The organism is Chitinophaga sp. CC14 (assembly GCF_048957795.1).
GTDB lineage: Bacteria > Bacteroidota > Bacteroidia > Chitinophagales > Chitinophagaceae > Chitinophaga > Chitinophaga ginsengisegetis.
Window position 1 is genome coordinate 2,052,728 of record NZ_JARBFY010000003.1, and the last position, 25,039, is coordinate 2,077,766.

General features: G+C 48.6%; 20 protein-coding genes. 4 read left to right on the top strand and 16 right to left on the bottom strand.

The window, feature by feature from the left end:
- Positions 1 to 42 precede the first annotated feature (42 nt).
- From PV783_RS18205 to PV783_RS18215, 3 genes are all read left to right on the top strand, one after another.
- The gene (locus tag PV783_RS18205) at positions 43 to 633 is read left to right on the top strand and encodes a collagen-like triple helix repeat-containing protein (protein WP_420989070.1); all 591 of its coding nucleotides are present in this window, start codon (positions 43 to 45) and stop codon (positions 631 to 633) included.
- 95 nt (positions 634 to 728) lie between these two features.
- On the top strand, positions 729 to 1,313 hold the full coding sequence (locus PV783_RS18210) for an RNA polymerase sigma factor (protein WP_079467642.1): 585 nt from the start codon (positions 729 to 731) through the stop codon (positions 1,311 to 1,313).
- A 90-nt stretch (positions 1,314 to 1,403) separates the two neighbouring features.
- Positions 1,404 to 2,591: a glycosyltransferase gene (locus PV783_RS18215; RefSeq protein WP_420989071.1), complete on the top strand. Its 1,188-nt coding sequence runs from the start codon at positions 1,404 to 1,406 to the stop codon at positions 2,589 to 2,591.
- A 9-nt stretch (positions 2,592 to 2,600) separates the two neighbouring features.
- Here PV783_RS18215 and PV783_RS18220 read toward each other — a convergent pair whose 3' ends face one another.
- The 16 genes from PV783_RS18220 to PV783_RS18295 form a co-directional block, all read right to left on the bottom strand.
- The gene (locus PV783_RS18220) at positions 2,601 to 3,938 is read right to left on the bottom strand and encodes an ATP-binding protein (RefSeq protein WP_079467640.1); all 1,338 of its coding nucleotides are present in this window, start codon (positions 3,936 to 3,938) and stop codon (positions 2,601 to 2,603) included.
- Positions 3,923 to 7,648 carry a contractile injection system tape measure protein gene (locus PV783_RS18225; protein WP_420989072.1) on the bottom strand — a complete coding sequence of 1,242 codons (3,726 nt, stop codon included), beginning with the start codon at positions 7,646 to 7,648 and terminating at the stop codon, positions 3,923 to 3,925. The genes PV783_RS18220 and PV783_RS18225 overlap by 16 nt, the downstream gene beginning before the upstream one ends.
- A complete protein-coding gene (locus PV783_RS18230; RefSeq protein ID WP_420989073.1) occupies positions 7,648 to 10,503 on the bottom strand; it encodes a hypothetical protein in 2,856 nt (951 codons plus the stop codon). The genes PV783_RS18225 and PV783_RS18230 overlap by 1 nt, the downstream gene beginning before the upstream one ends.
- Positions 10,504 to 10,512: 9 nt before the next feature.
- A complete protein-coding gene (locus PV783_RS18235) occupies positions 10,513 to 11,292 on the bottom strand; it encodes a hypothetical protein (protein ID WP_079467637.1) in 780 nt (259 codons plus the stop codon).
- A gap of 45 nt (positions 11,293 to 11,337) precedes the next feature.
- Positions 11,338 to 15,135, bottom strand: coding sequence for a hypothetical protein (locus PV783_RS18240; protein WP_420989074.1), 3,798 nt, complete (start codon positions 15,133 to 15,135; stop codon positions 11,338 to 11,340).
- Positions 15,132 to 15,554, bottom strand: coding sequence for a GPW/gp25 family protein (locus PV783_RS18245; RefSeq protein ID WP_111580469.1), 423 nt, complete (start codon positions 15,552 to 15,554; stop codon positions 15,132 to 15,134). The genes PV783_RS18240 and PV783_RS18245 overlap by 4 nt, the downstream gene beginning before the upstream one ends.
- 2 nt (positions 15,555 to 15,556) lie before the next feature.
- Positions 15,557 to 15,859: a PAAR domain-containing protein gene (locus PV783_RS18250; protein ID WP_079467634.1), complete on the bottom strand. Its 303-nt coding sequence runs from the start codon at positions 15,857 to 15,859 to the stop codon at positions 15,557 to 15,559.
- 17 nt (positions 15,860 to 15,876) lie between these two features.
- Entirely contained in the window at positions 15,877 to 17,685 is a 1,809-nt protein-coding gene (gene vgrG / locus PV783_RS18255; RefSeq protein WP_111580468.1) for a type VI secretion system tip protein VgrG, read from the bottom strand.
- Positions 17,686 to 17,691: 6 nt separating this feature from the next.
- Positions 17,692 to 18,363 (bottom strand): CIS tube protein, encoded by a 672-nt coding sequence (locus PV783_RS18260; protein ID WP_079467632.1) that lies wholly within the window; start codon positions 18,361 to 18,363, stop codon positions 17,692 to 17,694.
- Complete coding sequence (locus tag PV783_RS18265; protein WP_159454144.1) at positions 18,360 to 18,527, bottom strand: DUF5908 family protein; 168 nt, start codon at positions 18,525 to 18,527, stop codon at positions 18,360 to 18,362. Before PV783_RS18265 ends, PV783_RS18260 begins: the two co-directional genes overlap by 4 nt.
- A gap of 2 nt (positions 18,528 to 18,529) precedes the next feature.
- The gene (locus PV783_RS18270) at positions 18,530 to 19,003 is read right to left on the bottom strand and encodes a phage tail protein (RefSeq protein WP_420989075.1); all 474 of its coding nucleotides are present in this window, start codon (positions 19,001 to 19,003) and stop codon (positions 18,530 to 18,532) included.
- Between the two features lie 84 nt (positions 19,004 to 19,087).
- Entirely contained in the window at positions 19,088 to 19,543 is a 456-nt protein-coding gene (locus PV783_RS18275) for a phage tail protein (protein WP_079467630.1), read from the bottom strand.
- A 43-nt stretch (positions 19,544 to 19,586) separates the two neighbouring features.
- Positions 19,587 to 21,089: a phage tail sheath family protein gene (locus PV783_RS18280; RefSeq protein ID WP_079467629.1), complete on the bottom strand. Its 1,503-nt coding sequence runs from the start codon at positions 21,087 to 21,089 to the stop codon at positions 19,587 to 19,589.
- 17 nt (positions 21,090 to 21,106) lie between these two features.
- A complete protein-coding gene (locus tag PV783_RS18285) occupies positions 21,107 to 21,934 on the bottom strand; it encodes a hypothetical protein (protein ID WP_420989076.1) in 828 nt (275 codons plus the stop codon).
- Between the two features lie 30 nt (positions 21,935 to 21,964).
- Complete coding sequence (locus PV783_RS18290; protein ID WP_079467627.1) at positions 21,965 to 22,537, bottom strand: DUF4255 domain-containing protein; 573 nt, start codon at positions 22,535 to 22,537, stop codon at positions 21,965 to 21,967.
- Positions 22,538 to 22,823: 286 nt separating this feature from the next.
- Positions 22,824 to 22,946 carry a hypothetical protein gene (locus tag PV783_RS18295; protein WP_262488086.1) on the bottom strand — a complete coding sequence of 41 codons (123 nt, stop codon included), beginning with the start codon at positions 22,944 to 22,946 and terminating at the stop codon, positions 22,824 to 22,826.
- Positions 22,947 to 23,112: 166 nt separating this feature from the next.
- Between PV783_RS18295 and PV783_RS18300 the strand changes: the two genes are divergently transcribed.
- Complete coding sequence (locus PV783_RS18300) at positions 23,113 to 24,861, top strand: glycosyl hydrolase family 18 protein (RefSeq protein WP_420989077.1); 1,749 nt, start codon at positions 23,113 to 23,115, stop codon at positions 24,859 to 24,861.
- Positions 24,862 to 25,039: the final 178 nt, after the last annotated feature.

Consider the following 25,039-nt stretch of genomic DNA (forward strand, 5'->3'; position numbering starts at 1 on the left):
TCTTTTCATTTAATCAATAAAAACAAACAAACAATTGTCATTATGAAACAGGTTACACGCTTTATGCCCTATGCATTGATCACTGCGGTTGTATTATTTTTTGCTGCCTGCTCCAAAGATGGAGATCCGGGTCCTGCTGGTCCTGCGGGCCCTGTTGGTCCAAGCGGTATCCCCGGACCCACCGGTCCTAAAGGCGATTCAGGCGCAACCGGTACAGCGAATGTTATTTATTCCACCTGGAAGGATGTGGCGTTTGCACCTGCAGATACCATCTTTAATCAGAATGGTACTATTAACACCATCATATATGGCGCCAGCCTGGATGCGCCGAAGTTAACAGCTCCCTTACTGGCCAATGCGTCTATCAACGTATATATCAATCTCGGTACTGCTGCCAATTCTTTCGTACAAGCGTTACCGTATGTAGATGAATATGGCTACCTGGTAAGGTTTGTTGCCTCTGTTGGCGCCATCGACCTGCTTGCGAATGCACCTATCAGTACCACTACTACGGATAAACGTTATCAATACAGGTATGTAATTATTCCCGGTGGCGTGTCTGCAAGATCTGCGGCAGGTATCGACTGGAACGATTACAGCCAGGTAAAAAAATATTTAAATCTCAAGGACTAGGTTGGCTAATACAACCACCAGTATATAAAAGGGCTGCCCTGTTCAGGGTAGCCCCATTTGAAAACATTCATTGACCAAAATTTACGAAACCGTGTATGAACCCATATAGTGACCTTACGGATCAGGAGTTGATCCGCCTGTATATTGCAGGAAACAACCCGGCCTTTACCGCGTTGGTATACCGCCACAAGAACAGGATCTTTACTACTATTGTTTTACTTGTGAGAGACAGAAGCCTGGCAGAAGATATCTTCCAGGAAGTATTTATAAAGATAGTGAACGCATTGCAATCGGGCCACTATGTTGATAACAGCCGGTTCCTGGCGTGGGCGGTAAGGATTGCCCATAACGCCTGTATCAGTCATTTCAGGAAAGCTAATCAACGGCAAAGCACCATAGTCACCTACAACGATGACCTGGGCGATTATATGGAGGTTACGGAACACAGCCAGGAGTACCGCATGATCCGGGCGGAGGTGACTGAAGAAATAAACAGGATGCTCGACCGTTTGCCCGGACTGCAGCGCGAAGCCCTCATCCTGCGGTATTACGCCGATCTGAGTTATAAGGAAATGGCGCAAACCATCGGCATCAGCATTAATACAGCACTGGGAAGGGTACGGTACGCATTGATGAATTTAAGAAAACAGGCCGGTGTTGAAAACCTTGTATCTGTATAATCCTGCGGGTTAAACTAATTCTCTTAGCATGTTGAAAGCCGGCGCTTTTTCGTTAATTTCATTATACGGATTAACGAAAACAGTATCCCCATGTATACCCGAAATAGCCCCCAGGAACGTACCTTTCGCAGCAATGCGGATCACATAGCAGGCAGGAATGGTATCTCTCAACATGCGCCGGTCCAGCGAAAGTTTATCTATCAAGGTACAGAGGAGGAACCCACCATCAGTGATATCATTGCATTGAATCCTGCACTGTTTGAACCAAACTATGGTTTAATACAGGTACTGATGCGGGAGCCCAAAGTATATCCGCTGGAGAAAGGTAAAGAGGCGCAAGCTATTGAACACTACATCAGTGAATTTAAGGGTAAGGAAGATGGGGGCCTGCCAAAGATCATTCATTTCATCTGGATAGGAGGCTCGATGCCCGGAAGCGGGAAAACGAATGTACTTGCCTGGAAGGAAAGAAATCCTGCTGCGCAGATCTGGTTGTGGTCTGATAGCCGCTGGCGCGACCGGACTAATCGTATACAAAATGGTTTTGGAGATATGTCCGTCTGGGCTGGCGAGCATGGAATCATCATTAAAGATATTTCTGCCGACAACAGCATCTTTACAGAACATTATCAGAAGGAGGCCGGCTATATTAAAAGAGCACCTGCTGATCCAAATGATACATGGACCAATTTTGGCACTGCATCCGACCTGGCGCGTTACAGTATTCTCAGTAAGTATGGCGGCATTTATTCAGACAGCGATCTTGGTTTCCGAAAGAATACGGAGGAAGGTGGTGCATCCGGCGGTTTGGCTGAAGCGGAACATCCTGATTTGTTTGAAGAAGTGAAAAAGAAGATCTATAAAACCGGCATGCTCACTCATAACAGGTCGGAAGCTAAAAAAGCCACCAACGACCTCATCGCTTCATTACCAGGTGCGGAGAATATAAGTCTTATCAGCGCCAATGCAGAGAAGAAATTGAACGAGTTATATGCAGATGGCGACAGGCTTAAAGAGTATCCTGACGCTTCAGGTGATAACCCTTTGTATAGCCCCCGGGGATTAGAAACAATGGGTTCTACAGGTCCGGAGGGAATGCGGGAAACATTAAGAACCAACAGCAGGATAAGAGGAATCCCCCGCAATATCCCCGCGGGAAATAAAAAGTACTTTAGTGAAGCAATGGAAAATAAAATATCAGCAGACGATCTGTCTATTAAAGTCCCTTCACTGGCGGTCAGTGATTTTGAAGGAAGCGATATGTCCTGGTTGAAGTAGCAGTAAGGCTTACACAATCTTTCCATCTTTCCCAAACTCCTTGCGGATGCCCGCCAGTACATCCTTTTGCCGGATGGTTTTATCTCCCCGTTTCAGTGCCATCAGGCAACTGTAACGCACTACGTTGATAATGGTGCCACCGGTCATTTCATATTTACGCGCAGTGTCTTCCAGGTTCACCTTATCTTCCAGCGCTATATGTGCGGGAAACGATTGTTCCCATATGCGTAACCGTTGCTCCGGGCCAGGCATAGAGAAATAGATCATTGATTGGAAACGGCGGGCGAAAGCTTCATCAATATTGGCTTTCAGGTTAGTGGCCAGTATCACCACGCCGGGAAAATCTTCCACCCGCTGTAGCAGGTATGCTACTTCCTGGTTAGCATACCGGTCGTTGGAAGAAGAGGTTTGCGTGCGTTTTCCAAACAACGCATCTGCTTCATCAAAAAACAAAATCCACTGCTGGTTGATAGCCCTGTCAAATACCTGCGCAAGGTTCTTTTCTGTTTCACCAATAAATTTTGATACCACCATTGATAAGTCGATCCGGTACACATCCATGTTGAACGTTTTGCCCAGCAGGCAGGCGGTGAGCGACTTTCCCGTTCCCGGCGGACCATAAAAAAGACTGCGGAAGCCAGGTTTTATTTTGTTGTGCATGCCCCAGTCGTGCAACAGGGTAGTACCATGCTCGATCCAGGTACGGATATCTTCCACTTCTTCCATTGCATGCGGCTCCAGCACCAGGTCGCGCCACTCCATACCCGTTTCAATGCGTTTGGCAGGAAACTGTGTATTGTAATCGGGGCGGTGCGAAAGTCCTTGTGTAAACAGGCTGAGATATTCGGCCGAGAGGCTCAGGGTGCCGCTTAGCAGCGGCTCTTCGCCGGCAGGAGTAAGTCTGAGGATTTGATGTTTGGCAAAGAAATGATCAGGACTGAAATAGCGGATCAGGTTAAACCGTTGTTGCAGGTCGCCGGTAGCCAGCAGAAATGCGGCTGTTTCCCCGGTTGGCAAAAAGCCGCCATGCATCAGTCCTTTAATACCGCCAAATTCTGTAAAGCCCCTGTCGTATGTAGCGTTCTTTACAAAGAAAATGTCCAGCAGCTGTGGTTGTATATGCGGGATGAGTGCGAGCAGCAATATGGTCCGTTCGGCATGCGACATGCCGTAGTGCTTTATGATCTGTGCGTACACCGATGGATCGTCGGAGAGGTCCGGCATAGGTGGGTATTCCACCACTGATTGCTGGAAGTATTGCTGCATCCGTGCTTCAGCCAGTAACCGGAACCACTCCAGTTCTTTTTCCAATGCAGCCGCATTGGCTGCTATTAACTGTATGCCCATTCTGTATATATTGTTTTTTCCATCCACGGGGTTTTGATCATGCCAATGCCCCAGGGTAAGGTTTGAAGTATCATGTCGTAGCCCCGTTCTTCTATCCGTAGCCACCAGTCATCATCTTTTTCCCAGAGCGCGCCGTCGCGCTGCAGGAAGGCGGCCTGGAAGCCTTCCACAGAAGAGTTGTTCATTTTCTCCCAGCGCTGGATCACAACTTTCAGCAGTTCTTCGCAGAGTTGTTTTTCTTCGTCTGTAAGTAACATCTCTGCCGGCACCGGTTCCTCCAACGGGAGGGCGCACATTATTTTATTGAGTGCCAACTCATGCTCTGCATGTATTTCCTTTCCGTTTACCATATACTGAAGCAGGTGTACTGCACGATGCTGCGCATCCCTGTTTACAAACCCTTCGTCGTTTACAAGGCCAATCCGTTTAAAGCCATAAGGAATAAACGGATGGAGTATAATCAGACCGGCGTTGCCGGTGTAAATGGTATCCAGTGGTGGCTTCTTTACTTTAGCCCAGCTCTCTGGTTCCCGTGGCGGCGCTTCCGGGATTTCCGGCTGCCCGGCGGCTGCAGTGGTAACGGCCCTCATGGTTTGCAGCTGGTCTTTTTCGTAGAGGCTTTCCCGTAGCAAGGCCCGGTGACGGTTGGCAGTAATACTTAGCTGCGCTTCCTGTTGCAACACCGGTACCACATGCCGTATATGCGTATACGATAGTGCCGCCGGCAGTTGTGCTGTTTTTACCAGTTGGCTGATTAATGCCTCCGCAATGCCAGGCGCCGCCACGTTCACAAAATCAAGGAAACGGGTAGCATAGCTGCGCGCATCGTATACATGTATATGCGCACCCTGCAATAGCAGGTGAAACCGCCGGAATACCTGTTGCAGCTGCATTTTTTCCTGGCTGCCGGGAAGCAGTGTTTCCAGCAGCCGTTGCAATTCATGCAGCGCATCCGTAACGTTGGCGCTCCAGCCAAGCGGCACATCCTGCATGATATCGAGAAAAGCTTCTTCATCGAGATGCTGCGCCATTTGTTCTATCAGTGCGGGATGCTGTAGTATTTTACTATAGAATAATTTCCGTTCCTGCCGGCTGCGCTGTTTATAAAAACGGACGGCTTTCCGCAAGTCGGTGATACTGCCCTGGTGACTATTACCGGCTGTTTCCTGCAGCAGGAGCAAACTATCCTGTACGGCGAATACATCCAGGCTTTGCCGGATATGACTGTCAGGTACCCCGGCATAGAAGGAGAATAACCCATATATCTGCAGCCTGGCCGCCAGCTGCTGCCGGTAGCTGGTAAAGAGCTGTTGAAGGATGGCAGGGGCGGCGTTAAACAACAGGATCACGGTTGCTTTGATGATTTCATTGGTCGCCGATAATGACAAAGGACCCAGTTTGTCGGGCAACCGGTGGCGTGTAAGGTATACCGTTAGTAACTGCCGCGCTTCGTCCAGTACTGTTTGTTGCTGATGCTCCGCCGTAATAGAGGGGAAGCGCTGCATACGTTGCAGCAACGACCGGAACGCTACCGTGGGTTGGTAGATCCTGCTATTGCTGCCTGCGGTAAACGGGACGCTACCTGCCGCAATGGTTTTCTCCAGCCAGGGTTGCAGCAACGCCTGTACCGGCTCGATATGTGGTTCCAGTTGCAGGAAGAGTTCCTCCAGCTGCCGGAACAAGGAAGGCGATAAGGTAATGTTGTCCTGTAACATTTTCATGTATTCCTCATGATATTCGTATAGCCATTGCAGTAATCTTGCCGCATAAGCCACTGAGGAGTTACCTGCTGCCGGAGGCAATTGTCCCGTGGTCAGGAATTGTTGCAGCCAGCTGGTTACCGCATCGGGGGAGGCTGTTATCTGTGGCGGTAAGCGTTCTGTTTCCTGCGTGGAAACGGAACGCGCGGGAAGGGTCCATGCCTGCAAATCATTGGCCAGCACGGTATTGCCGGAAAGATGATTAATAACAGGCAGCAGCTGTTGCAACAGGAAACGGATCATATGCGGCGCGGATACAGGAGCCTCCGACCAGGCGGGAAGGAGCAGGTGTTGCAGTAATACCTCCTTACTGATCCGCCGGTAGCGCGTCGCTGTAAGCGATTGCCAGATAGCTTGCAGGATAAACTGCTCCGGCGGCAGGGTACTCACCGTAACGAATTGTTGCACGGCCATTAACAGCGTATATACGTTGTCGTATATTTCTTCTGCGGCGCTGCTCATCCCGCTGCTCTTCAGCAGCCGGAAAAATACCGTGGGCTTTACGCCGGTAACCAACCGGTACATCGCTCCTGGTAAGGTGGCGGCGTATTCGAGGATGGTCAGCGTTTGGTCCGGATGCTGATCGGCCAGTTGCTCCAGTAAGCTGTTAAGAGAGTAGTGCGCATACGTTTTCCCCCACCAGGAAATGCTGCCATAGGTAAGCAGGTGCAGGATCACGTCGCGGAGTAGTAACCGTTTTATACCTGTGTCTCCGGCAAAGGGCGCCGTGGCAATGGCGTCGTTTGCCCAGTTTTTTATCTCCCTTAAATACCCTGTTTGCTCAACTGCTACTGCATTGGTTTGCATCAGCTCATTCCACCGGTGTGCGGCCGTTTGGTGTTGCAATACCAGCTGCAACATCTGTTTCAGGGAGGTGGCGGCACGGTAACCGGTATTGTTAAACATCAGCTGGAGAGATGCCGGGGTAACACCCGGCGCCCACCACGGAATAGCGCCATACAACAGGTAGTAGCGGAGTACATTGATTTGTTCCCCGGTATCTGCCATTAATTTTTTGTAAGAAGGATCGCTGCCGGAAACCAGTTTTCGTTGAGGGGTAACTGTTAGTTCGTTATAAAGATCCCTGATATAGCTGCCCAGCCCCGTTTCCGGGATGGAAGATTTGTATCGCCACAATGCCTCGTAAAACAGTTCCAGGATGGTTTCATAAGAAAGATTGAAATGCCCGGCCAGCTTCAGCAGGTTGCTGCGTACAAACTCTTTGCGGTTAAAGTTGCTGCCCCGCTCCATAATGAGGTAGGTGAGCATAAACAACCACACGGCTTTTTCCAGTTCGCTGGCTTCCGTATGCAGTAGTTGCTGCTGTTGTTGCAGCAACACTATTTCCCGGCTGCCGGCAATAATAAACAATGCTTCCGCCGGCTCCAGTACTTCCACTATAGCCTGTAATACGGCAACGGGAAATTGCCACACGATCCGCTCCCGTACACTTTGACTCCGGCCAATACTGCGGATAAAATCAGCCAGTTTACCGGGAGATGTTTTTGATAATTGCAAAACGATATCTCCCGGTTGTGCGCGTTCAGCAGCAGTAGCCCACCAGGGCATTACACCCTGCAACAGGAAAAAGGTCATCAGCTCCAGCTGCCGGTCTTCGCCTTTCCGGATGGTAATGTCTCCGCTAACGCTATGCTGTGTGCCTGCCTGCTGGTGATACAGCAGGTCGGTAAGCGCCTGTTGCAAAGCAGCGAGTATCTTCACCGGCAGCTCAGTCTCCAGGTCTCTGAAAGGAATGGTGCCAATGTCCAGCACCAGGCCATCGATAGAGGCCATCATATCAGCGGGGATCAGTTGTTGCAGCAGTTCATCCGTACGGTTGCTGATACTTTGCCGGAAAAGCATGCTTACTTTGTCCTGCAAGGCAAAAGCCCTGGGCCTCGAATCGTAGGTGATGTCAAAGCTGTATCGCCGGATGATGTGTGCTTCCATTATACGGTAACTACATGTTGAGAAAATGCCGGATCCTTTATCATAAGCTCCAGTAATGCAGTAGCGGCGGAGGGCCGGTCGCCCTCCCCACGCATTGCTTTGAGCCAGCCGAAATAACGTGATTCAAAATCCTGCATGGCAGTGATTCCCAGCCAGCTAAAGTTCATACGAAACTGTACAGGGGTATGTTCCCGGAAAAGTCCTTCTGCGAAATTTCTGAACTCTTTATACTGGAAACGCGCCGGCCATGAAGGAAAAATAATGCTCATGCCGAATTTGAAAAAGTCTTCCTGCAACATTTGCGATGTACCCTGCTTTACATAGGGCGCCACACGCACCTGCCGGTGCTGCCCGGTTTTCATCTGCCTGATCAGCAACAGCAGATCCAGCATTGTTTTCTCAGCGGCTGCTTTATAATCAGGCGACGTGAAATGCGCTGCTGTTAACAGTTCCGGCGTATCTGCCGGATAGAAGTAGATCTTGTAATACTGCTGTAGCTGTTGCCAGCTGCCATAGGCATCCTTTTCATTAAGGGCCGCTGCCAGCGGCGCCATGTTTTCCAGCTGTGATTCCCGTTCATCGAGGGTGAGCCATTGTGCATGTTGCAGCAACAGTTTATTAGCCCTGCTGTAAATACGGAATCCAAAACTGCTGTCTGTGTACGCAGGCTTCAGCAGCAGGTGTTCCAGCAGGTAACATCCTTCGGATGCTATACTGATCTGCTTCAGGTGCCGGATCATTTCTTTTTCCGCCTGCACAGCTTCTTCATGGGTCTGTTCCCGGCTTACTACCTGCCATAATGCGTGTGCAGCATGACGGTATACCACCAGGTAAACATCTTCTTCCTCATCATATATAATGCGGTAATTGCCGGGGTCCAGCCCGTAGCGCAGCAGGGACACGGATTGCCGGCCGTAGTCGTATTTCTTGCCGGTAATGATTTCACCGGAGGTACTCTCAGCAATATTCACTTTCAGCAGTTCATCTTTTACTTTATATTCCTTTACCAGGTGAACATGGAGGTGTGGTTCGGAAGGGTGGCTCACCGCTACTTTCCAGCTGCCGGTGTCAAATACGGCGGTAAGCCGTTTTCTTTTTTCCACGCGTACATGCAGCAGTTTATGCAAAATGTTTTCATAACCGGATAAGGTGCCTTCATTAAAAATGTCTTCCCGGTAGTTGAACGACCGGTTGCGGTTAGCGCTGAGTGCCGGCAGGTCGCGCAGGATCTCCGCTTTCCATTCCAGCTCTGCGCTGATCCGGGTAGGAGGGGCGTCGCGGGCATACGTTTGTTCATAGAAAGAAACCGGGTATTTCAATAACACGAGGTTGAAGCGGGCCAGCAAATGATCCAGGATCGTGTTCTTTCGCTGCTGGTACACTTTGTCTGGCTCTGCAGCTTCCTGCATGTTTTTAATATAGGGGTTTCCGTTATCCTTCCTGAAATCATCCCAGGGGGCTGGTATAGCCTGATCGGTAAACGCTTTCAATAAAGTGGCGGCGTGTGGTACATTGTACAATGGCTGTGTGGCATACGTAGTTGGGGGTACCTGTTGCAGGAAGGGCGAAAACAAATTGCCCATGTTACTCAACTGTGCGAGATAGTTGGCCAGCAGTTGTTCAAAGAAAAGCAGGTACGCTTTCAGCTGTTTTGCCTGTGCCTGGCGGAGGGCAGGCGAATCTTTTTCCAGCCCTTCATGCCCGATGCCATAAATAGCCGGGAAGTAGTGTTGCAGCGAATAGTACTGGCCTAAATTGCGGTAGGTTCCTTTCAGCGGTTTGGAAGCCTCGGAGTTTTGGTGGCCAGCAAACTTCCTGCGGGTCACTGTTTTCACCTGTTCGTACATATTGAGAAAGCCGGCATCACGCAGACTGTATTCAAATTTATCGCTCGATATTTTTATCTCGTGCTTTTCACTCACCATCTCCAGGTAAGGGTAGTGGCCTTCTTTGATCTGTACAGGTTTCGCCTGGAAGTTACCATTTTCATCTGCGAGGTAAATGGCTTTTACTTTCATTACGCCGGGTACTTCTGATACGCTTTTCATCAGATCGGCGGGATCGGCAGTTTGTTTGCGGGGATGCAGATCGCTGTTTGCCACGAAGCCTTTTTTCAGTAGCGGACCTGCATACATTTCTTCCGCAGTATGGCCATTGATATACATTTCCGCGGCCGATACAAATCTTACCGGCGGATGGATAGTCATTTCAAAAGCATTGCACATGAGGGCGAGGATCTGCTGGGGTTCATGTCTGCTGTCTACAAAAATTTCTGCCTTGATAAAAATTTCCTGTGGCTGCAGTACTATTGCGGGTTCAAAATCTTCCCCGATATTCCGGTACGATTGCAGGAGATGATCGGTTTGCGCTGCGAGCTGTTGTACCTGGTCTGCATTGGCTTTCATGTTCCTCGCAATCGCATCTTCCACCTGTATAAATACCCGGTATACGCCTTTTGTACAACCGGATGGGTGGGCGGTTTGCACGGGTTCAATCCATACATTCTCTATATCGTCTATTTCATCCAGCACCACTTTACGGTAATCGTCTGCCGTTACAGGTGCAGAGGTAAGCATCTCTGCGCGCCGGAAAAAAGAGTGCGGCAAAGGATCAATGTCGCCCTTTTTATCTGCCAGTATTTCTTCTATCGGGAAAGCGGTACGGTAGGCGGGATCCGTGATCGCATAGCACAACTGTTGCAGGATGGTTACACCGGGATCATGCAGGTTGTAATCGGTCCATTCGGTACCGGACAGCTCCTGCACACGGGCAATCGCTTCCTTCATTAAAAGATCGTAATCCATTGCGGGGGCAATGGCTTTGTCTCTGTTGATCAGAACGGGACTATCGGGCATATGACAACATTAATAGTAATACTCATCCGGCATAAACAGCTCATCGCTCCATAGCCGGGTGATGTTATAAAATATTTCCACGCCATCTCCATAGTTGCTGTTGGAGCGTAATTGAAGCGCATAGTTATGCGTGGTGCCTTTCCAGCGCAGCCTGATCTTATTCCAGAAGAAGCCATAGTGGGCGCAACGCTGGCTGATCCGGTTATGTGATCCGCCATAGGCGGCCAGCGCGGTGGCATGAAGCAATGCTACCCTGCCAGCGCCTTTCCTGCCGGTTCGGGCCATCACTTCAAATGCCTGGCAGTTATCCAATGATTCCAGGATGGGATGCCATTTGCCATTGGCCGGAACGGCGCCTGTTTTGAAAGTACCCATGCGTCCCTGCATACCGGCAAAACCGTTGACATCTATTTTAAAACGGGGATCACTTTTTTTCCCGATGCCCAGGTTGCCGTTCATATGAAAAAAGAAACTCTTTCCGGGACCGGTCTGATCATCTTCACCGGTGCCGGGTTTCAGGCGCAGGGCCGGGTAGTCCTGTTCATCCTTTTCCATACAGAAGAAAGGCTCAAGGTCGTCGGTAGCGCGGTAAAAGGATACCAGCCGCTTGGAGTCACCGAGCGTAGATACCAGCAAGCCATTGTCTTCATCTTTTGAAAAACCATCTTCCTGTTTGTTGATGGTAGAATCTATCAGGTAGCCGAAATGATTTTCTGTTGGCATCACACCATTTCTGAAATACTGTTTCAGCTCATCCCGCCCGTATACTTTTTTATTTTGCATGTCCATATGTCAGGAGTTTATATAAAGAGATGAATAGTTGCCAGATATTGATCAGGGTGGCATTATAGAGATCGTGAGCATTTCTTCATCGGTAGCATGATCCGGTCGTTGGTCCGTTGGCGTTATAACGGGATGATCGTTGCCGATGATGAGTTCGCTGCTGATCTTCAGCGCATCAATGCCCAATGGTTCCGGCTCTTTGTATTCCGGCGACCGCAATACCGTGATGAGGTGTTCCTTCGACGGGATCAGCACGGCCTGCGGCAAAGAAGGCGTAACCTGCTGAAGATCGCCTATGGCGGTATCTGTGCTGTAGGCAGTCACCATACCGGTATCTTCATCTTTCATATAGTAAAAATGCACCAGCGAAAAACCGGTAATGTATTCTACATAAGGCTGCCGGTTGATATAATTCAATAGTTCAGATTTATACAGGGTGCTGCCTATCTTCAAATGCGAGGAAGGATCAAACAACCACGGGCAAAGATATTTCTGGATATCAAGGTGTAACTGTTGCAGGTGGCTGTTCTGGTTGTTTTCAGACGGATCCCTGAACATAATACTGCACACAACTTTCACGCTTTCATATACCGGGTTGCGGATCGATAACGCAACAAAAGGAGAGATATGCTGCTGCATAAAATTCTGGATGCGGCACAGCGTATCCAGGTCTACTTTAGGTTCTGCACTGATAAACAGGCCGCTGTCCGATTGCCGCGGAACCACCACAATGCTTACATCTTCATCCCTGGCGCCGGGTGGCGCAGTGATACATTTTACAATCAGTATCTCCGGAAAAGCTTCCAGTAATACCTGTGCAATATCCAGTGCTGCAACAGGCCGTTGCTTGTGCCGCAGCCTTTCACTCACCCGCGTATAGAACTTACTTTCCGGCTCTGTTTTACGGCCTCCGAAAGAAGGAAACAGTTGCCAGATGGCCTGGATTGTGCGGATATCCCGCTTTGTATTTTTTATGGTCAGTGGTGGGAACGACAATACCTTTTCCAGCGAACCGCCCACGCCTTCAAACACGCGTTCTACAGTTACTGCATTGGGGAAAATACCAATGACCCGTGGTGTGATACATTCATGGGAAGGCGTTGAAATCCTGATCCACCAGGCGTCTGGCGACATGATGCTGTTATTGGTATTGATGTCCCAGGGCACCCTGATCTTTACAATGCCACTCCGCGAAAGATTATTGGTATTGTCTGATAAGAGACACATACCTTCAAAAGGATGCCATTTGTTGTCTGCCAGGTAACTCCAGTTCAGCGGGGTAAGGCGGGTAGTGGTGTCGGTGAAATATTTATCTTCCAACTGGAATAACAGCGACAACTCTTCTCCCGGTTTCAGCTGGTTAAAACCAATATACAAATGACCGGCTTCATTGAACACAGGAAGCAGCGAGAAATCATTGGCGCCATTGCCGGGATAAATTTCTTCATTCCCGAATACGCCCACATGATGTACTTCCATGGTTTCTCCCGGTATAGATATTTTTCCGGGCTTCAATGATTCGGAATGCTCCAGCGTATAGTTGATGGAAATGGACTTTACCACCGGCACATAAGGCAGGCCCGGCATTGGCTTTTTCCGCGAGGGGTGTTTGGCGTTGTATAAAATTATTTCAGGAAAGATGAGTGTATATAACTGGTACCCGAATGCTTCGGAAGGGGCCGACAGTTCCAGCCTGACGGCGCCCTGCCTGTAAGCTGTGCCGCTGCGCTTTGCTTCTTTATCCAGTTTCATTCCGTTGGAGAAACTGATCTTGTTAAAGTCGGGGTCTTTGATCAGTGTGGTATCTGCCAGATACACGTCGCCTTCTTTGTCACGATAGGTATCAAAAAGCCGGAACTGTTCCTGGTTGCCGCGTTCGGGCAAAAATACGCCGTTGTTAATGCTGCTGAGTCCTACCTTGTAAGCGTTGTTGGTCATATTGCCCGGATAAGCGGCAAAGTAGGTATCGAACCCATTTATATTTTTAGGCAGCTCCAGCCATTCCAGTTTTATGCTGAAGTCTTTTGTATACTTATTAAAAACATTGGTGTTACAGATATCAAGAAACGAACCTACCGCAGGCATGGGACCAAAGATCCTGAAAGAACTATAGGCATTCAGTTCCCCGATATTGTTATCCAGCTTTACCGCCCGGAAGCCGGTTACCTTAGCCGTTACCGTTACCCGCTCCAGTACGAGGTGACGGAGAAAAGAGTAGGAGTGATGAAAGCTGTTATTGTTCAGCAATACTTTCACCAGTGGCAACGCCGATGAAATATTGGCGCCATGCACTTCCGGGTTATATACACCGGAAGGAGCTTCGCTGCCGCGCAGCAGGAAGTTGATCAGGATGGCGTTGTCTGCCTGCTCTGCAGCGCTGCAACGCACATTGTAATGTTTAATGGGCGCCCATCCGGTGGGAGTAGTGTAGTATAAAAGAAATGCGCCGGACATCAGTTCACTGGTGATAACAGCGGGGCTTCTGCCGGTAACGGCAGAAAAATTCTGCAGGTATGTTATCAGCCCCGCATAGCTGGCAGCGTTGAAATGCACCCGTACCTGCACGGAGCGGCTTCCTTCTGTAAGGTATAAAGCGGGTGATCCGATCATAAAACCAACCGACGTATTTTCCATTGTGCGTACGGATTGCGAAAGGTCGTGCTGATCTTCACCCAGCAACGGCCAGGTAACAGGCGGGATAGTGAGCTTTGCAAATGCCGGCGCCGGTATTACCGGGTGAATAGCATGATAGATAGCAGCTTCGCAGATGTTATTGGTTTGCAGCGACCGCGCCGCGATCTGCAGATAGTTACTTACATACAGGGTATGTACCGCTGTGATAGTGGTAGCATGTACTTTGAGCGTATCGCGCAGCTGGTATTTCAGCGGTTCCTTCCTGGCGATAGTGGGGGCAAGCACTATTTCTCCTTTATCGATGGTAAGATTATCTACCTGCGGCGCCGGCATGATCAGGATATGTACTTTATCCGGCACGGCGTGCAACGGTTCCATACCCAGTATGGTGCGGTAGTAATAATCGAGATGCCTTTTGGGCATTTCGTTGATCTGGTCCTGCAGGTGTTTGTAAAGCTCCGTAAAGGTCATTAACAGCCCCATATGCGGCGTATGTTTCCGTTCGTGGAGCTGATTCTTCAGATAGTAAGATGAGGAGCTGGAAGTCTGGTAAAATTTAGTACGCAGGGTGTCATAAATTTCATTCAGCGAAAAAAATCCGCCGAAGGTATCTTCCCCTTCGGTAGTATTGTTTGAAATGCCGGGGAACAGCGCCTGCAACCTGGCAGTGGTAGCAGCGCTGCGGAGGGTATGATGCCTGGCCGTTTCATAAGGAAACAATTGTTTTACCTGTAGTTCGTAACGGTATAATTTCGTGGTTTCTTCTTCCACGGACTGGATCACCTGGTCTGCATAATGCCGGATCACCTGCTGTTTATCCGACAGGGATAACTTCTGCAATACATCCATCAGCTCAATGGCAATGTCATAGAGCAGGGAGAAGAAACCGGCGGTATGTTTAAAAAGACTGGCTTCATTTCCAGCCTTGCCCATTGCATCCCGCAGGAAGAGATATTTTTCTTCATAGGCTGTGAACTGGAGATTGGAGCAAACGATGAGCATGATCACGAGATCCGCGTGAAAGAACTCCTGCCAGTCGCCATCCGGCTGATGATTGAAATTATAATAGTTAAACTGGCTGGAGAGCGCCGTCAGCTGCGCCAGCAGGTCGAAGGTACTTCTGTCGTCTACTTTTACATAGGCAGGTTGCAATGCATCCAGTTGCCGTTCCAACTGGCTGACGCCATCCTGTATATTTTCAAAGTAGTTACTCATCGCGTACTGATGTTGGTACCTTCGAGGAAATAGAACGGATACACCAGGTTGTGCCGCGTATTGGTAGAGATCACGGTGTAGTTGATCTGTACATACACGGTGCCGCTTTCCATTGTCTGGTCAACGATTTGCGAGTCCACCAGTTTAATCCGTGGTTCGTATTCCAGCAAGGCGTGATAGATGAGGTGATTCAGTTCTCCTGAAAAACGCGAGTCTGCCACTTCAAATACCAGCTTGCGGATGTTGCAGCCGAAATCCGGCAACATCGTGCGTTCGCCGGGAATGGTGCTGAGAATGATGCGGATACTTTCTTCAATATCTGCCACATCAGATACCATCAGTACTGATGCGTTGGGTTTGTCGAAGGAAGGAGGGAAGCTCCAGCCTGTCCCTAAAAATGATTTGATATCTTTTGCCATTGTTAACCTCCTATTAATACCGTTGGACATCCTAATACTATTACGCCGCCGTGGGCGGTGCTGTCGCCCATACGTACCGCGGGCCGCCCGCCTATCAGCACTGTGAACGATCCCATGATAGCCGAATCCGGCGGCCCTACGCAGGTACACAGATCACCTGCTACAGAAGCGGGCAGTCCGCCGATTAATACGGTGGGCATGCCGGGTCCTACTATCGGGCCGCCTACATGCGGAATCGGTGGCAACGCCGGTGTGATGAGCGGGCATACATGCATATCTGTGATCCTTGCGGCTGGTTGTCCCATGAGTTGTTTTTTAGGTTTTAATTAATCATTACCACGCCTCCCTGTATGATAGTGGAGGCAGAAGAAGAGAGAGTGGCAGACGCGTTCCCCGTAGCGCTGAGCGTAGTATCCGCCGACATGGAAAGCGTGGCGCCACTCATTTCCAGTGCTGTGGTGGCGGCAACATTCACGGCCATGCCATTCAGTTTGAGCTGCCCCGTGGCTTGCAGCGTAAGGTCGCTGGCGCTGTTAATGGTAACGCCTGCCGGCGCCATCGTGATGCTGTTGCTGCTCTGATCCTGGATCACTATTTCCTGCGCCATATCGTTCAGTGCAATGCTGTTGCCTCCCGGCGTAATTACGGTGATGATCTTGTTCTCATCATCAAACGTAATTTTCAGCTGGCTTTTGGTATACAGCGCCTTGATGTAATTGTTATTATCTGCGGGTATCACCGGCGGCGTTTTCATCTTACCGTACAGGGAGCCGATGATCACCGGGTAACGCGGATCATTCTCTATAAAAGCCACTACTACTTCGTCGCCTACTTCCGGGAAAAAGATAGCGCCTGCGCTTTCTGTGGCGTAGAAAGTAGACAGCCGGGCCCAGGTGCCTTGCTGACCGGTAGCCGTGGTAGCCAGCATCACCTGCACGCGGTACTCCGCGCCAGGGTCCTGTGAAATGGCTACTACGGTGCCCAGCTGAAGTCCTTGTATAGCGGGCAACTGCCCGTTTGCAGGCGAGTAGGAAAAGTTTTCCCTTTCATAAATAGGCTTGCTGTTCAACCCGAATTTTGCGTTGGTATTCCACACGCCTTCCTTGAGAGTATGCGTTACGGCCCACACATAGGCGTTACCGTTAAAGCGCGAACCTACGCCGGCTAAAGTGATCAATGTATTGGGCCATACGGTGGCATTGCCCATGAAGGACACCTGTCCGCTGATAGATTCCAGGCGCATACGCAACAAGGTGCTGTTGGCCCACGACTGTAAGCTCTCCTGCGCCAGCGGTGAGTTGGATACCAGTTGCAGCGGTGTTTGATGCAGTGCGGAAGCCAGCGTGGTAGCTTCCAGGTTGCCTTGCGCATTCAGCCCCGGTTCCGCGGCAGTAGCAGTGATCATGGCCAATGTTTGCGGATCCCATGCGGCAGCGGTGAGGGAAGGCACCTGTTTTTCTGCGCTCACAGAGGCGTTGAAGTTGATCAGTGATTCACCGAAAGCCACTGATACTACCGGCTCTCCGCTTACCACCGGCGGGGCCGCCACTATTTGTGCGCCTACCAGTGATACCACGAAGCCGTTAAACTCCGCGCGTGATAACAGGAAATCCCAGTCGGTGCAAAACTTCTGAAATACCAGTTCATTGATAGCACTGGTGCTTTGTATATCTCCACTCAATCCATTATTACTAACGGTGGTAGACATGATGGCGCTGTCTGTCTGGTTTATAAAGACTGCATCTTTTTTTGTGATGGTCATTTGTACGGCGCTGTGCTTGCAGGTGACGATCAGGTGGAAACCCTGGTCGGTGGCCTGTATCGACTGCTTTACCACTACGCCGGTGAAAATAAGTTCTTCACCGGTATTGCCATAACCGGCAGTAATGGTAACCGTGTTGCCGGGTAAAAAGCTGTCGCTGTCGCTGGCAGGAAAATCGCCGATCACACCGGTGGATGCTTTCGCCGTGGTGCCATCCGATAACATGATTTCTGCCCAGGAGATCCGGTTCAGTTCATGATGTATCGTTACAGATATAACAGGGTACGTGTATTGCACGGCGGTGCCGTTTGCCGTGATGGTATACTGCAGGGTAGGATCTGCTATATTGATAGGTACAACTGCTGCCATAAGTATTTATTTCTTTAGCGGGGGAAAATAGAGTCCGTCGCCGGGTTTAATATCATGGATGCTGTTCAAACCATTTACCCTGGCTACTTCCATGTAATACCCCGGTTCACCGTAAATACGATAGGTCATTAAGGGAAGGGTATCGCCGGCCAGTACGGTCCGCATATGTGTAAGGTCCGGTGATGATACGCCGGATTCTTTTATTTTCGTTGCAAAGGCTACCGACTCTATCACGGTAAGTTTGATCACAGCTCGCAATGCTACACCGGTAGTACTGAACAGGCTGTACTTGATATTGATATTTTTACATACGCCTGTAAAGCTGGTGTTTCCCCAGCTGATACGCAGGTAATTGGGGCGGTGATCTGTTCCCTGGTAGTTATACGCGATGTTCATCACTTTTTCGATATAGGCATCTACCGTTAATCCGCCGGGAATAGGGATTACGCCGGTTCCATCTACCAGCAGTTCCAGGTCGAAGTTGCCCGACTCCATGCTGCTGAAGATCTGTGTGGGCGCTACTGCGCCCTGCTCATCCGTATTTTTATAATTGATGGTATAGTTGAGCGTATAGTTATCCGGGTTGATCACGGCAGATACACTATCGATCAGCTCTGTGGCTTCCGCATCTGCGTAGCCGGCCAGTAATAATTTTGTGGGTCCTCCTGTAGGGTTCATCTTGCGGGTAAGTTCTCTATACTGGTAATTAATTTATCCATACATTCCCTCACTATCTTATCTTTCAGGGCTTGCAGGTCTTTCACGCCGGTGTGGTGGGTTGCCTGCGGGGGATGTTCTTCTATGGTGACTTTTATCACCAGTTCTCTTATTTCCAAAGGCATAACTAACTGATTTGTTGAAAATAATCATAGCATAGTTCCAGTGTTTCGAGGGCAATAACATTTTCCTGCGCTTTGAATTCTGATATCTTCAATGCTACGGGATAAGCATTTACAAATTGCCACGAGGCCACTAATCCGCGGTTGGCATTCATCAAACTTACTACTACCGCTACCGGCGAAAACGTAAAAAGATTAATACTGTTCTGCGCCCAGCGTATCAGCGGAGAGCCGGTGAGCATGCCTCTTTTCAACACCAGGTTACCATATTTGGGCGCCTGCGGAAGACGGTGGGTAAACCTGTTTTCACCTCCTTCCTTTACTTCCAGCGGTGTAATGGTGGCGGTTAGTCCGCTTACTTCCTGGAAGTTGCCCTCATTGCCGCCAGTGATCCCCGGTACCATTACCCGGAAGTAAAATCCTACGGGCGGGTAAAAGGGCGTTTGTGCGGACGACGGTGGTGGTGGTGGAATAGGCATGACAATTTATTTGAAGCCATGAATAAGCGGAGTAACGGATAACGAAGTCATTCCTGCGGCTTCGCTACCCGTTGTCCGTTTTTTTTATTTGGTTAAATGCAGTCCTTCATGCGCTACTTCCATTGTTTCCACCGCCACTTCATTGGCGTCGGATTTCATATCGGTAACGGTCATTTTACAGGGAAACGCATTGGTCAGTGTCCAGTTCATAGCCGTTTGCCCGGTTTCGTCCAGCAAACTGATTACGATGGTGGAACGCTTGATGGTATTCATTTTGATGAGATCATAATTATCCCACAGGGTAGTATCTCCTTTGAAGATGCCTTTCTTCAGGGTGATATTATTGAACTTGGCGATCCCCGGCATTTTTACTACCGAGTATACAGGATTGCTGCCGCCACGGTATTCTATTACCTGTGTTTCGGAAGTAAGCCCGGTTACTTCCTGGAATATGATCTCTTTGCCATCCCACATGACTTTGAAAGAAAACTTTACCATAGGCCAGGTGGCCTGTGATTGGGTGGAGCCGTCATCTGCCATAATTGCAAGTTTTAAAAGTTATTGAATAAATTTTAGTTGCTGGTTAAGATTCCTGCATTTGCTGCTGGAAAGTGATGATGATAAATTCAGCAGGACGTGTAAGCGCTACCTTCACGGTGATCAGCATTCTGCCCTCCAGGATATCCTGCGGTGTCATAGTGGTGCCAAGCCCCACCTGTACATCGAAAGCCTGCTCCGGTGCTGCGCCTGCCAGCGCGCCCTGTTTCCAGAGGTTTTGCAGGAAGTTGTTGATCATGCTTTTTACAGTGATCCACGTAGTGGCATCATTGGCCTCAAATACATAAGCGCGCGTAGCCAGTTTTACAGATTGCTCAATCATGATGAGCGTGCGTCTTACGTTGATATAACGCCAGTCGAGACTATTACCATCCAGTGTTCTCGCGCCCCATACCAGCGTGCCTACGCCTGTAAATGGCCTGATCACGTTGATGGATTTTCCTGCCATGATATCTACGTTGAGGTTTTTTTGTTCTTCTCCGGAGATGTTAACCGTAGGAGCTGTTACCATGTTCACCGATACATTGGCAGGAGCTTTCCATACGCCGCGTGAATTATCAATCAGCGTGTAAATGCCTGCCAGGGCGCCGCTTGGCGGCAATTCATTCATCTGTGAACGCACTTCCTCCAGGATATGCACGTACGTGGGACTGGCAGCCTTCAGCGACTGATGGAAATTCTTTTTCGTATTCTTATCTGGTGTTGCGTTGGTTTTATATTTGGTGATGATCTGTGCAGCAGCAGGTTCAGGTAATAATTTCTCCAGGTCAACGGTAGCATCCAGGTTTTCAAAATCCACTTCATCCGGTTGTACAATAGTGGTTTTCAGCCAGGGGTGATAGGCCGCGCCATAGTTGAGTGAATTTACGCCAATCTGGTCCCGGAAGGCGCCTATTACCTCTTCCAGTACATCTGACGGTTTTTGTTTTACCAGGTCGAAGATGCCGAAGCGGCTTTGCATGTCTGCGCAATGCTGTAACACCTGCGAGTACACCGTGGTATAGGCATCTGCCCCCAGTGCAATGATGTCGGGCATTACAATCAGTGTAGGTTCTGCTTCTTTTTCCAGCAGGGTAAATACATTGGGCTTGGTGTCTGAGCCAATGAAATCATCTGCCGCAATGGTAAGGCCATCCGCTGAATGGCCGTAAGTGCCTACCGACAGGATGTAGCAGAGGCTCCCGCTGTTGCCGAAAAACAAACGGATACTGTTGTAGAAGTACGCCGTGTTGTTGTCTTTAATCTGCACTACGGTGGGTTTCCCGTTGATGTTGAAGGTTTCCTGCTTCACTTTGGGGTCTGCATCCGCCAGGGTGAATTTAGGTTTGAACTCGCTGCCAAAGTATTCCAGGTACTCCGCAAAGGACGTGATCCTGGTAGGCTTGTGGATAAGGGATTTACCATTCCTTTCTGCTTTCTGCGTATAGCCTATGAACACAGGCACTGCAGTTTCCACAGCGGTAATGGAACTGGGGAACGCATTTTTCTCCTCAATATAAACCCCGGGGGTCATGAAGGTTGATGCCATATTAGGTGTTTTTTTGTTTAGTATAAAAATATTTCCGAGTACGTTTTTCCATTGGTATGCCATGATCTTCCTGCAGCAGAGATCCTGTTGATTTCCGGTGATGGGAGCTGGGAGATGATGATCTTGTGTTTGTTACTTTCGTCCGGTAGCCTGTCCGCCAGTTTTAATACGTCAGGAGTCCTATCTGAAAGTGTAATAGGGTCATTCGATACCAGCACGGGTACTTTGTTTCTCTCTGGAAGCGCTGCCAGCAGTGGTTCGCTGAAACAGGAGGCGCCATTGTTGTTCAGGATCACCGGGTGCGGCAGTGTTGCCAGCTGTTCACTCATCAGGTAATAGCACCAGTAAGTGCTTCTGGCCTGAAACCGGATGTCGTAGTTATCCTTTAGAGATTCATTCAGCACCAGCGTCAGTAATCCGAACGGTTTGGTGAAAAATGTTTCCTGCAAAGTAGCTGTTCCGCGCAGGTCTGCTGCATCAGCATAAGGATACCGGTGTAAAACGCCCGGCGCATTGGCGGCATCATTACCAAACACAAAACACTGTGTGGAAATATCGGCGGCATCAATGGCGGTATAGTTATAAAACAAGGGATCTTTCAGTATTACCTCAAAGGTAAGTGTGGTGTTATCCCGCAGTAAGTCGCTCCTGGTGCGCTTTCCAGCGCCCAGGGTATTGTATAGTAACAAGAACCCGGATGCCTGTTGTTTAAGCATCAGATCTGCATTCAGTAACTGTTTTCCGGTAGCGGCAGACATGCGGATGCCAATGCCTTCGTAGGATAGCGCCTGGAAAAAATCATGACGATAGCGGATAGTAGTCAGTATTTCATATTGCTGTTTCATTCATATTTTTCAACTAGCTAAGGATAACATTTATCTCGCCGGTAACATTTCTCCGGCAGTGCCCGCAACAGCTGGCCTGTATTCTTTGATGATTGAATCGTCGAACGTAAGCATGCGCACCTTGTACAATACGGATGGCATGTACTTGGCGCCCAGCGTAGCCCACATGTTGTTTAGCCTGTCGGCTCCGGGGCTTTCCAGTTCAAAGGCAAGCTTGCTGATACCAGCATCTAACGCAGGTGTATTCTGTGCGGTAAAGGTATTTTTCGATTGAAAGAAAGCAACGGTGTAGGAAAGGAATCTTAAAGCCTGCGCGTAGTTATTGCTGCTGAAGTAGGCAGAAAATAATACATAGAGGTTCACGGATACCGCCGCTGCTGAAGTGTTATACATACCAGCGCCGGTATTTGAAACGGATGTTCTTGCTGTCTCTTTTTCAACATTGACAAGCGTTACAAGCATTTTGTTTTCGCCTTGTATCGCTACGGATCCATCCTGGTTTACTATACCGGAAAGTATCACCTTATCTTCGTTAATCTGTAATTTTCGCTTCAGGTTATTGTTAATATCTTCTGTAACACAGCTAAGGGCCTCATAGATCATTGGATTAGTATTTAATGCTTACCGTGTGATGTGTACTGTCCTGTAAATTTCCGGGCTGAAAGATGTTCGTTATTTTGAGAAATGGAATTGAGTTTTCAAGTTGATGTCACAATATAAATTCAAAAAAGCGATTTAAATATTTTTATTTGAAAAAATATTTTTCTATCTTTTATTATCTAAATATCCTGATGACTCCCGCTCAAAAAATAACCGCCCTAATAATTGCATTCCTCGTTTTTTTTCATTGCAACAGTACCGTATACGGCAACAATAGTAGTGTGCGCCATTATTTCCAGGAATCTCCAGTTAAATTACCGAAGCCGCCAAAGCCGCCACCAGTGCCGAAATTGCCGAAGCCTCCGAAGGTGCCATCGGATACTGCGGTGAATGCTAAACTTATACAACGCATTTTAAAAGTATTTCGCTTCCGACATAATGCTCACGCGCGCGAGCGCGCCCGCGTTTTATATATCATCAACCAAACGTTAACGGATTCACTGGTAGTTAGTAAGGATGACATACGAAAGTTAAACGAAGCATTAACCAAAAGAGAGAACCAACAATTCGATTCGTTGATGGCATTGCTTAATACCATCGCATTAAGTCATGCTTCACAACCTGCAAGTCCGGACACAGATACCAGCAGTAAAAAAACGGTGCAGGAACCGGATAGTCCAGTACCCGGAACCGACCTTGATGCGTTGGTGGATAAAATGATGCCGATTCTGCAAAAGAAGAGTGAGGAACAGGAAGCGGAGAATACCAAAGCCGCGCATCTCACCGCTATCCGGTCTTTGTACGGACGGCCACCCGATCAGGTAGATACCTTACGATTGAGCGACAGCCTCGGTGCGCGTTACCTGGTCCGCCTCTCACAAAAAATAAATGTAATGGGTATCCAGCCCTACTGGATGGAGCAGGCATATACCACGTATAATTTTAACGCGCTGAGTACTTACAGTTTCCTGGGATACCTGGTAGATGGCCAGACGGGCCGTATCCAGCCTGCGTTCCAGCAGGATGAAGTAAGGTCTGTCCGGGACGCCCTGTCGGCAGGATGCAATCTGCAGTTTCTTTTTCTTGATAAAAAAAGCAGCAACATACTTGCCCTCCTGAAAAGTAAAAATGCACAAACCTTATTTTCGGATAGCCTTGCCCGTTTGTTAGTACAACAAAAGGCGGATGGCGTTACTATTTATTTTCAGGCGTTGCCGGATCATCAGCGCGATGCTTTCAGCAGCTTCATCACTACGCTTTCAGGTGTACTAAAAAATACAAATAAGAATTTCAAAATTAACGTAGTTGTACCACCGTACGATCCTTCTTACAACTATGATCTGCGCGCCCTGCGCAGCTATGTCGATTACTTTATCATTGATTTTACGCAAGCTGGCGGAGAAACAGCCGGGCCACTTGCACCGCTGGATGGCAATGCTTCAAAGTCTTTGACAGGAGCAGTATCCCGTTACCTGCAGGGAGATATCCCACCTGCGCAGCTTTCCCTGTTATTGCCTTACTATGGCGCAGTGTGGAAGAAGGGGAGAGATGGCAACCCGGATGTATTCAGCCGTTATGTAAGCTACAGTGATATCCGTAAACAATACCCCTCTGATACCGTTGCCATCTTCGATGAAACAACCAGTACTTTTTTTATAGAAGTAAGAGATCAGTATGGCGTGGTAAAAGAAGAGATCTGGTTTGATGATGGCATCAGTATGTCGATGAAGTATGATTTTGCGATGAAGAATGAACTGGGTGGTATTGCCATCTGGACATTGGGAGCGGATAACGGCACTACGGATCTCTGGGATGCATTAGTGGATAAATTTGTTGTTACAGATACACTTGTTCTTGATACCGTTTCCCTGTATCCCCCGGTCCCACAACATCTCACGTTCTGGCAGCGTGTAAAAAGGGAACTGCGTATCTATGCTATTTTATTCAAAGATCCGTGTAGCGTTGATGCGTCACAGTATGAAGGCGATGTTTACTTTGTTTATTTCACTATCGGCTTTTTTATTTTAGTGTTGATAGCAGGAGCAGTTTATTTTTACTTTGTAAAAACACAGGGTGACGATTGGAAGTGGCGGAAGAAATTATTGATCCTGTTGATTGTACTAATCTTACTTACGGTGGTCAGTGGTTTTATGGCGCTTTTCCTGAATAAGGAGATGTCGTTTGTAGGGATCAGCAGCATACCGAGTCAGTGTCACAGTGTGCCGTTAACGAGTGTGCTCGCTATACTGGGTATTGGTTTTGTACTGGGATTATTGATCATGCACTTTTTCCTGCAACCGTTTTTTAAAGATGATGATGTACCTTAATGGGATAACGAAACCAGGTAGATGTTTAAGCGGATGTTGTCTTACCCAGGATTAGATTGATTATACTGATTTAAGGATTTGATCACTTTTGATTTTAAAAGATTTTGGGAGATATAAGCGAATATCCGTTTATATCTCCCAAAGTCTTTTACATCCTTTATAAAATCCAAAAAAATAA